Origin of the sequence: Halopelagius inordinatus, assembly GCF_900113245.1 — an archaeon.
Taxonomy (GTDB): Archaea; Halobacteriota; Halobacteria; order Halobacteriales; family Haloferacaceae; genus Halopelagius; species Halopelagius inordinatus.
Genome location: NZ_FOOQ01000001.1, coordinates 568874 through 579487 on the forward strand (window position 1 = coordinate 568874; position 10614 = coordinate 579487).

The window sequence follows — 10614 nt, forward strand, 5'->3', positions numbered from 1 at the left end:
AGTTGTTAGATTCAATACCTTCATAGTGGTCGGAAACACCTCTGTCGGATATCACGGATGAGCCAGGCCACCCTCTCTTCTAGCCCGTATCTCAACTCGAATCTCTTCTCCGGCCACTATCTCGACGAGCGAGTGTATGATCTGGCCGAGTGGGAGTGCGAAGACGAAGCGGAGGCCGTCTTCGAATCGCTTCAGGACCTCTGGGAGAAAGAACGTCACCTCGTCGAATCGTACAACGAAGACCCCTTGTTGGATTCCTGGATAGATCCCGTTTTGAAGACGCTCGGATACGACACTATCTCCGAACAGACCCTCCCCGACGGGGGCGGATTCGTGGACCGACTCCTGTACGAGTCCGAGGAGGAACGGCGGGATGCGGCGGAACGGAAACTACACGGCGACGACGAGGGGATGTTCGCTCGCTCCTGCGCCCTGGTAGAGGCTAAACAGTGGGACGCGGACTTTAGTCGCCAGTTCGGCGAACAACGCTCGTATCGCGACGCGTCCCACCAGATCAAATACTACCTCGAACGCACGCCTTCGAGTGTCGATTGGGGTATCCTGACCAACGGTCGAAAGTGGCGGCTGTACGGAACGAAGGACTACGAGACGCAAACGTACTACGAAGTCGACCTCCCCGAACTACTCGACAGTGGAAACGTGGAGGCGTTCAAATACTTCTACGTCTTCTTCCGGCCGGAGGCGTTCCGCCGGTCGGGCGAGACGACGTTCCTCGACACCGTCTGGAACGAGAGCGAAACCGCGGCACAGAAACTCGGCGAAGACTTGCAAGACAACGTCTTCACCGCGCTTCGAGTCCTCGGCGAAGGATTCGTCGCCGAGAACGAGTTAGCCCTCGATCCCGGCGACGAGGACGCGCTAAACGAACTGAAAGAACAGTCGCTCGTCCTTCTGTACCGGTTGATGTTTACTCTCTACGCCGAGTCGCGAGACCTCATAAACCCGGACGACCCGGCGAAGAGACGGGAGTACGACCAGAATTTCAGCCTCGACGAACTCCGCCGGGAGATACTGGACGATATCGGTAAACACGGGCGCGAAGCGGATTTCGAGGACGCGTTCAGCGAGCACTCGACGACGATGTGGAACCGGTTAGAGAACCTCTTTTCGCTCATCGATTCCGGCGAGGAATCCCTCGGTATTCCGCCGTACAACGGCGGTCTCTTCGACGCCGAGGAACATGGATTTCTGACGGAAAACGACGTTTCGGACCGGCACGTCGCAGAGGTCATCTATCGCCTCTCCACCACCGAGACAGACGACGGGTTCGTCCCCGCGGACTACGCCGACCTAGACACCAGGCACCTCGGCTCTATCTACGAGGGTCTTCTCGAACACGAGTTCCGCATCGCACCCACCCACTACGCGGCCGTCTCCGAGGACGGCGGCCAGGTGTGGAAAGACGCCTCGGAGGTGAGCGTCGCCGACGCGGTGGAGGAAGTCGAATCCGGGGAGTTGTACGTCGTCAACGACGACGGCGAACGGAAAGCCACGGGGGCGTACTACACCCCGGACTACGTGGTCACCTACATCGTCGAGGAGACGGTAGACCCACTCGTCGAGGAAATCGAATCCGACCTCTCGGAGTCGGACCTCACTCCCGGTACCCAAGAGTACGTCGTCGAGTTCTGGAATCGAGTCACCGACCTCAAGATACTCGACCCGGCGATGGGAAGCGGCCACTTCCTCACGAAGGCGACGGGGTACCTCGCGGAGACGGTGATGGAACACGTCCGCGAACTGGAGACGGCGACGCTGTTCGACGAACAGCAGATTCGCCGCGAGATATCGCGGGAGTGCATCTACGGCGTCGACCTCAACGGAATGGCCGTCGAACTGGCCAAACTGTCGATGTGGTTGGAGACGCTGGCGACGGACCAACCGCTTGCGTTCTTGGACCACCACCTCAAGGCGGGGAATTCGTTGGTCGGATCGGACATCACCGACGTTCTCGCGGAGGACGACGAGAGCGACGACGGCCAACTCACCCTCACGCAGGCACTCGCGCACGTCCGCCAACGAACGCTCGAACACGTGATGGAACTCATGCAGGATTTGCTGGCCATCGACAACGAGTCCTACGAGGACGTCAAATCGATGGAGGACATCTACGCGGAGATTCGCGCCGACCCCCTCTATCAGCGTCTGTTCGAGATGGCCAACGTCCACACCGCCGAACGATTCGGCGTGGACGTGCCTTCGGACGCCTACGAGGAGATGGCGCAGGCTATCGAAGACTCCGAGACGTGGGACGCTCTCGCCGAGAACGACTGGTTCGCGTCGGCGCAGACGGTTGCGGACGACGAGGAGTTCTTCCACTGGGAACTGGAGTACCCCGAGGTGTTCTTTTCCGCGGACGGAGAGAAGGCGGTGGACGCGGGGTTCGATGCGGTTGTGGGTAATCCGCCGTGGCTTCGATTTCAGCGAATTCCAGAGAATCACCGCAATTATCAGCGAGCAAATTATCACTCAGCCGCAGCGAAGTATGACATATACGGACCATTTATTGAGTCGTCGTTAGACCGCATACATCGTACTGGACTCCTTGGATTTGTAGTGCAGAACCGATTCTTATCTAGCGGCTACGGAGAGGAACTCAGAGAGGTCATCTGTCGGAGATCGAATGTGCGAGCGCTCTTAGATTTCGAAGATGCACCTATCTTTGGAGATACAACCACTTATCCCGCGATAATTATCTTAGACAATTCTTCCAGATGCTCATTCAATTATCTTCATCTTTCTGACGCTACAGTACCGGATGTACGGGAATCTTTAGCCGAAAATAACGAGAGAGCGAACAAAATAGATGCTAATGAATTAGACCCGTCTAATATATGGATATTCCCAGATATAAAGGAGCGAAATGTCATCCAGAAGATCGAGTCCAATGCTCAAGCCTGCTTCGGAGATCTGATTGAGATATCAAAGAGTGTCTCAACAAATCTTAAAGAAGCATTTCTCTTTGAAGGTGAAAAAAACGAACTACCTGTCGAGGACGAGTTATTAACCCCCGCAGTCGATGGGAAAGATATCAAAAAATATTCTGATGCGCATATCGATAAATATCTGCTTTTCCCGTATACCTGGTCTACTAGTGGACCAAATCTTGTGGATATATCGTCATATCCTCGCGCAGAGAACCATCTTCGACAATATGAAGAAGAACTTCGTAGCCGTCGATATTATAATAAGACAATTGAAGAAGCAGGTGTTGAATGGTATGAGTACCCACACGTAAAAGAGAACCACAACAAGGAGAAAATATTATTCCCGGACATTTCTACGGAACCACGTTGTACGTTTGACGAGATTGGTGATGTTCTCACTCTCACAACGGCATATGGGGGAGTTCGACAGAATTCTCCGATTGATGTCCGATATCTCTGTGCGATATTTAACTCTTCACCAGTATCGATGGTGTTCAAACACAGTAGCCCTCAGATGTCTGGCGGCTATTATCGATACCAACCCCAGTATATTGAGAAACTACCCTTGTACTTGCCCGAGGTCCCTGAAGGTGAACTGAATGTAACTGATATTGAAATTAGCGCTGATGATTACATAGAATCGGACAAGACTTCCGAGTATGACTGTTATAAAGCCATTATCAAGGCTGCTGAAAACGCACGTTCGTATCGTTCAAGCAGAGACAACCTCAACCTCTCCCTCCCTGACCACCTCGGCAACTACGCAGAAGGCCAAACCCTCGGTGAAATCGGTTTCCGCCAACCCGTCTCGGATACCGCAAACGGGGTGTTCAACGACACCACCGAAGACAGGGAGAAACTCGGCGTCACCGAAGTCGAGTTCGAACGCGAGAACGCGAACACGCTCACCGTCAGCGTCGGCGTCCGCTACAAGCCCGAGAACCCAGACGACTACGAGACGGACACCTACGGCTACTACTACGAAGACCCGGAACCGGCGTTCCGCATCACCGACCTCACCGAGACGGAAGCCGACCTGATAGAGGCGTTCGTCCCGCACGCCGTCGAGGAGGCGGGGGGCTACGCGAACTTCCGGACGAACGCGACGAAGACGAACTCTCCGCTGGACCGCCTGAAGAAACTCACTCTGCCGGAGGTGGACGACGTGCGCGACGGCTTAGCGAACTACGTCGAGACGGTCGAACGCGCAGAAGAGTTAGACGAGAAGATAGAACGCACGGACGAACTCATCGACGAAATCGTCTACGAACTGTACGGCCTCACCGAGGAGGAAATCGAAATCGTCGAGGAGTCGGTCAAGGAGTAACCGTCGGACGACGATAGCTCACCGTTTTCGAGGACACCGTACTGTACGAAAATCGCGAAGCGATTTTCGGCCGACGAACGAGCGGAGGCGCGAAGCGCCGAAGCGAGTGAGGAGCGCTTTTGGTCGAGCTTTTGCCGAGGGCCGGCGAAGCCGACCCGCAGAGCAAAAGGTCGTAGTTAATCCGCGTTCGTCTGCCACTTCCGAACCGTGTCCGGCCCGATACCGTCCACCACGTCCGCCAGAGCGTCGGGTTCGGCTTCCTTCAGCGCGCTCACGTCGCCGATACCGGCGTCTTGGAGCTTCTGTGCCGTCTTCTCGCCGATACCCTTCACGGCCTCCAGTTCGGAGCCGTTCTGTTCGGCCTGGTACTCGCGGTAGTTGCAGATGGGGCACCCGAGATCCCACGGTTCGCTGTCGCCGTCGTAGGTGATCCGTATCTTCGGCAGGTCGTGTTCCTCGCAGGAGTCGTCCGTGACCTCGACGTCGCCCCGCCGCGGGAGGGGAAGCGAGTAGTCGCAGTCGGGGTAGCGCGTACACCCGACGAGTCGCGACCCCGAACGGAGGCGTTTGATGGCGAGTTCGCCGCCCTCGGCGGTTCCTTCGTCACCGCCTTCCTGCGGCGTCTCCGACGCCGCACCCTCCCCGCACTCGGGACACGTTCCGATCACCAAGTCCTCCTGTTCGTCGGCCTCTTCGGCCTTACAGAGCGGACAGCCGTGGACGAACGTCTTCCGCCCGGCGAGCATCTTCACGTGGTGGAGTTCGTGTTCGTCGCACGAGTCCTCCATGATGAGGGGCTTGCCGGTGGACGGAAGCGGAAGCGTGTACGTACAGTCGGGGTAGGAGTCACACCCGATGAAGTACGACCCGTGTCTGCTCTTTCGGATGACCAAGTCGCCGCCGCACTCCGGACAGGTACCGACCGTCTTGTCGGCCTTCAGCGACTCTTGGAGGTGTTTACCGACCTCTTCGCCCGAGGACATCAGCCCCTCGAACACGTCTTCGAGGATGTCGCGGGATTCGTCCGTCACCTCCTCTAAGGTGGCTTCCCCGCGCGTGATGGCCTGCATGTCCTGTTCGAGTTGGGCGGTCATCTCCTCGCTCACGATGAGTTCGGCGAACTCCTCGCCCGCCTCGACGACGGACCGAGCGAGTCGCGTCGGTTTCGGCGGGTCGCTCTCGATGTAGCCGCGGTCGTACAGTTTCTGGATGACGTCGTGGCGCGTCGCCTTCGTCCCGATACCCATCTTCTCCATCGTCTCGATGAGGCGCGACTGGCCGTACCGCCGCGGCGGTTGGGTCTGTTTGGCCTCGATTCGGGTGTCCGTCACCGAGAGTTCCTCGCCCTCCTCTACGTCGGGGACGAAGGACTCGCTGGAGTTGAAGTACGGGTAGACGGCGTGGTAGCCCTCCGTCACGAGGCGTTTGCCGTTGGCCTTCAGAGAGAGGCCGGCCGCGTCCGCGACGACGCGGAGATGTTCCCACTCGGCGGACTCGGCCACCGTCGCGAAGAAACGCCGGACGACGAGTTCGTACACCTCCCACTCGTCCTCAGAGAGGTCCGAGGGAGAGGGGAGTTCGCCCGTCGGGTGAATCGGCGGGTGGTCCGTCGTCTCGTTGTCGCCAGCAGTCGGTTCTATCTCGTCTTGGTCGAGCAACGACTCTGCGTCGTCGCCGAACGTGCGGTGACCGCTGAACTCCGAGAGGAGTTCTTCGGGGTCTAAATCCTCCGGGTAGACGGTGTTGTCCGTCCGGGGGTACGTCATGTACCCCGCGGTGTAGAGGTCTTCCGCGATGCTCATCGCGCGTTGAGCGGAGTATCCGATAGACCCCGCCGCGCGGATGAACTGCGTGGTGTTGAACGGCGCGGGCGGGTCGTCCGTTCGCGTCCGGCGGCGGACCGACTCCACCGTCGCGCTCGACGCGTTTTCGAGCGTCTCGTACGCCGTCTCGGCGTCGTCGCCGTCCCAGACGCGTTCGGCTTCGTTGCCGTCCTCGTCCAGATAGAAGTACTGCGACTCGAACCCCTCGCGTCCCTGCTCGAGGTCGGCGAACAGTTCCCAGTAGTCCTCGGGGTCGAACGCGTCTATCTCTCGTTCCCGGTCGACGATGAGTTTCAGCGTCGGCCCCTGCACCCGGCCGACGGAGATGAAGTCGTCGCCGAGTTGGCGGGCCGAAAGCGAGAGAAAGCGCGTCAGCGCCGCCCCCCACACCAGGTCGATTATCTGTCGCGCTTCGCCCGCGGCGGCGAGGTCGAAGTCGAGTTCGTCGGGGTTCTCGAACGCCTCCGTCACCTCTCTGTCGGTGATAGAGGAGAACCGGACCCGGTCTACGGGCACGTCCTCGTTCACGTCGCGGACGATTTCGTACGCCTCCTTGCCGATGAGTTCGCCCTCGCGGTCGTAGTCCGTCGCGATGACGACGCGACGGGCGCGGCGGGCGAGTCGGCGCATGGCGGCGACGATGTTCTCTTGGGTCGGGTGTTTGTCGACGGGAGCGTCGATGAGTTCGACCGGTTCGACGTCCCGCCAGTCGTTGTACTCGGGCGGGAAGTCAACGCCGACGACGTGGCCCGACAAGCCGATGCAGCGTTTGCCACCCCACTTGTAGACGTTCACCCCGTTGACCCGCTCGGCCTCTGCGGACTCGCCGCTCAGTATGTCGGCGATACGCCGAGCGGCGTTGTCCTTCTCCGTGATTATCAGTTCCGGGCCGTTGCTCATCGGGCGGCGATATGTGAGGGGGCGGCCTAAACCTTTCGCGCCGACCTCGACGAAACCGGCCGACAGCGCGGACGTGCGCGCGAGAACGCGTGTGCATACGCCACCGGTCGCGCGGGCGCACGCGAGACGACCACTCGTAGAGTGCGTCGGCCCGGAAGCCGTCGCCGCAGTCGCTCCTGTTCTCGACGCTCTCGCAGACGCCGCCATCGAACGAGGGCCTCGGACCGTCGCCGACGGACGAGCGCGAGACGTTCACGTATTCACGACTCTCGACCGCACCGTGCAAAAACGTCAACCTCCGTCTGCTGGATGTTATCGTATGGCTCACACGCCGGACATTCCGGAGCGGTTCGTCTGTCAGAACTGTCAGGCTATCTTCGCGGGAACGCCCGACCACGGGAGCGACACGACCGATTTTCATCCGCCGACGTCCTGTTCGGCCTGCGGACACGCCGAGTTCGTCAGTATCGAACAGTACATCCACTTCCACAGAAACCACGACGTCTGAGCGAGGGCATTCGCGTTCGACCGGCGCGGAGACGGAGCACCGGCGTCTGCGGCGTTACTCGTCCAGTCGGTCGCGGAGCAACTGATTCACCGCGCCGGGGTCTGCGCTCCCGCCGGTCTTCTGCATCACCTGTCCGACGAGGAAATTGAGCGCGCCGCCCTCGCCGTCGTAGTAGTCCTCCACGGCGTCGGGGTTCTCGTCTATCGCCTCGCCGACGGCGACTTCGACTTCGTCGTCGTCGGCCTTCCCGAGACCCTCCGATTCGATGACTGCGTCGGGGTCCGCTCCCTCGTCGAGCATCTTTCGGAGGACTATCTCCTCTGCGTTCTTCGTCGTGATGTCGCCCGCGTCCACGAGTTCGACGAGGCGAGTGAACTCGTCGAGTCTGTCGTCCACGTCGGTTATCTCCATGTCGCGGTAGTTGAGTTCGCCGAGTAGGTTGTCAGCCACCCACGTCGCGGCCAACTCCGCGTCGTACGCCTCCGCGACTTCCTCGAAGAAGTCGGCCACCTCCTTCGTGGAGGTGAGTTTCGACGCCGACTCCCCGTCTACGCCGTACTCGTCTTCGAACCTGTCGCGGCGCGCGTCCGGGAGTTCCGGAATCGGAATCTTCTCTTTCCAGTCTGCGACTTCGAGCGGCGGCAGGTCCGCCTCCCGGAAGTAGCGGTAGTCTTTCTCCTCTTCTTTCGACCGCATCGAGACGGTGATGCCGCGCGTCTCGTCCCAGTGGCGCGTCTCCTGTTCGACGGCGCGCCCGCGTTCGATGGCGTTCTTCTGTCGGGTCACCTCGTAGGCGAGGGCCTTCTCTGCGCCCTTGTGACTGGAGATGTTCTTCACTTCGGTGCGGTTCGCCGACTGGAGCGTCTCCGCCGTCAGAGAGCCGTCGTCGGCCATCTCCTCTGCGGGCACCATCGAGATGTTGGCGTCGATGCGGAGCGACCCGTCGCGCGTCGCGTCGAAGACGCCGAGATACTCGAGTACCTCTTCGAGTTTCGCGAGGAAGCCGCGGACCTCCTTCGGACTCCGGAAGTCGGGCTTCGTCACTATCTCCATCAGGGGCGTCCCCGCGCGGTTGTAGTTGACGAGCGTGTAGTCCGCGGTGTCGATGCTCCCGCCTTTGTGCTGGAGGCTTCCGGGGTCCTCTTCGAGGTGGGCGCGTTCGACGCCGATTTCGCGGCGCGTCCCCTCGACGGACACTTCGAGGTGACCGTCGGCGCAGATCGGCGCGTCGTACTGCGTTATCTGGAAGTTCTTCGGCAGGTCGGGGTAGTAGTAGTTCTTCCGGTGAAAGCGGGTGTGTTCCGCAACCTCGGCGTCGAGCGCTTTGCCCACTTTCACGGCCGCCTCCACGGCGCCTTCGTTCAGTACGGGAAGCGCGCCCGGCAGTCCCAGACAGACGGGGCACGTCCGCGTGTTCGGTTCTTCGTCCTCGTCGGCGTCGGTCGAACACCCGCAGAATATCTTGGTGTCCGTTTCGAGCTGGACGTGGACCTCCAGCCCGATGACGGTGGCGAGTTCGCGCTGTTGGAGCGCCTTCGCGGTCATTACGCGGGATTTGACGGCGCACGGCTAAAGACTAACGGGACTCGTCGCAGACTCGCCGACTCCCCCGCGCTCTGCACGCATCGACCGCTCGCGCCGACCTGCGCCGAAGCGCAAGCTAGTTGTTTCGGGGGTCACGATTCGCGTCCCGATGCGCGACTCTCTCGGTGCCGGTGCCACGGTCGAGGTACTCCGGGACGTCCCGTTTTCGTCGCCGCCGGAGCGAACGCTCCACCTCGACCTGTTTCGTCCGGTACCGCCGCGGGGCGACGCCGCCGACGCCCGCCGCGCGGTGGTCGTTCTCGTCCACGGCGGCGAGTGGCGCGGCGGCGACAAAGACGACCTGTCGCGCTTCGGGCTCGCACTCGCCGAACGGGGGTTCTCCTGCGCCGCGATCGACTACCGCGGCAGCGACGACGCCACCTTCCCGGCGCAGATTCGCGACGTGAAAGCGGCGGTTCGGTGGCTCCGAGCGAACGCCGCCCGCGCGGGCCTCGACCCGGAGCGAGTCGGCGCGTTCGGCCACGCCGGCGGAGCCCATCTCGCCGTCCTCGCGGCCCTCACGCCCGATAACCCCGAGTTCGCCCCGAACCCCGACCACCTCGTCGGCGACGCGGCGAAGGGTGGCGGCGGTGCGGACGCGTCGCACCCCTCGGACGCACTCGCCGCCGCCGTCGGCGTCGCGGGTCTGTACAACTTCGAACACACCCCGGAACGGGAGTCGATTCGGTCGCTCCTCGGGGGGACGCGGTCGGAGATGTCCGAGGCGTACGAACGGGCCTCTCCCTCGACGTACCTCGGAAACGCGGCCGACGCCGCGCCGGTTCTCCTCTTGCACGGCGCCGAGGACGAGGTGACGCCCTCGATGGCGTCGGAACTGTTCTACGACGGCCTCGAAGACGCCGGCGGAACCGCCGAATGCGTCGTCGCGGAGGGCGCTGGCCACGACGTCCACCGCGAACAGTTCGGGTGGACGCTCGCGTGGACCGAGGCGTTCCTCGACCGTCACCTCCGCTGACTCGTCGCCGGGCCGACAGAACTGTCAAGTTGCGTCTACGTGTCTGACGTACGTTTATGTAACCTCCGCCGGGGTATGCACACATGAGTAACAGGGTGGAGGAACTCGAATCGAAGGTCGCGGAACTTCAGGCCGCCGTCAACGGCCTGACCGAGGAGTTGGTGGAGACGAAAGAGCGCGTCCGACTGCTCGAAGACCAAGTCGAAGTCGACCTGAGCACGGGAACCCGCCCCGTCGGTCACGAGTCGCCGTCCGAGGAGACGGCCGACCCCGAACCGACGGCCGCGTCCGACTCGCAGTCGGAGCCACAGACCGAACGGAAGGTGAAACCCGGCGAGTCGCCCGCGCAGACGGAGTCTCGGTCGGAGACGTCGGACAACCCGGGGACCGACGCCGACCTGATAGACGCGGACGCCGAGGCGTTCGGCACCGACGACACCGCCGACACCGCCGCAGACGACGGGGATAAGTCCGAGGAGGGCGAGAGTGAAGACGAGGCGGACACCACCGACGATTCGGACATCATCGTCGCGTAACTGGGTGCTCCG

General features: G+C 61.3%; 6 protein-coding genes. 4 read left to right on the forward strand and 2 right to left on the reverse strand.

Annotation, left to right across the window (positions count from 1 at the left end; translation table 11 throughout):
- Positions 1 to 57 precede the first annotated feature (57 nt).
- Positions 58 to 4275, forward strand: a complete 4218-nt coding sequence (locus tag BM167_RS03085; protein WP_092888553.1) for an Eco57I restriction-modification methylase domain-containing protein — start codon at positions 58 to 60, stop codon at positions 4273 to 4275.
- A 176-nt stretch (positions 4276 to 4451) separates the two neighbouring features.
- On the opposite strand, the gene BM167_RS03090 is transcribed toward BM167_RS03085, so the two are convergent.
- Entirely contained in the window at positions 4452 to 6998 is a 2547-nt protein-coding gene (locus BM167_RS03090) for a DNA topoisomerase I (RefSeq protein ID WP_092888556.1), read from the reverse strand.
- 319 nt (positions 6999 to 7317) lie between these two features.
- Here BM167_RS03090 and BM167_RS03095 point away from each other — a divergent pair, with 319 nt between their 5' ends.
- Positions 7318 to 7506, forward strand: a complete 189-nt coding sequence (locus BM167_RS03095) for a hypothetical protein (RefSeq protein WP_092888559.1) — start codon at positions 7318 to 7320, stop codon at positions 7504 to 7506.
- 54 nt (positions 7507 to 7560) lie between these two features.
- Here the strand turns inward: BM167_RS03095 and gatB are convergent, their stop codons facing one another.
- The gene (gene gatB, locus BM167_RS03100; protein WP_092888562.1) at positions 7561 to 9051 is read right to left on the reverse strand and encodes an Asp-tRNA(Asn)/Glu-tRNA(Gln) amidotransferase subunit GatB; all 1491 of its coding nucleotides are present in this window, start codon (positions 9049 to 9051) and stop codon (positions 7561 to 7563) included.
- Between the two features lie 148 nt (positions 9052 to 9199).
- Here gatB and BM167_RS03105 point away from each other — a divergent pair, with 148 nt between their 5' ends.
- Both BM167_RS03105 and BM167_RS03110 read left to right on the forward strand, forming a co-directional pair.
- Entirely contained in the window at positions 9200 to 10066 is an 867-nt protein-coding gene (locus BM167_RS03105; RefSeq protein ID WP_092888565.1) for an alpha/beta hydrolase, read from the forward strand.
- A gap of 83 nt (positions 10067 to 10149) precedes the next feature.
- Entirely contained in the window at positions 10150 to 10602 is a 453-nt protein-coding gene (locus tag BM167_RS03110; protein WP_177213273.1) for a DUF7518 family protein, read from the forward strand.
- The last annotated feature ends 12 nt before the right edge of the window (positions 10603 to 10614 follow it).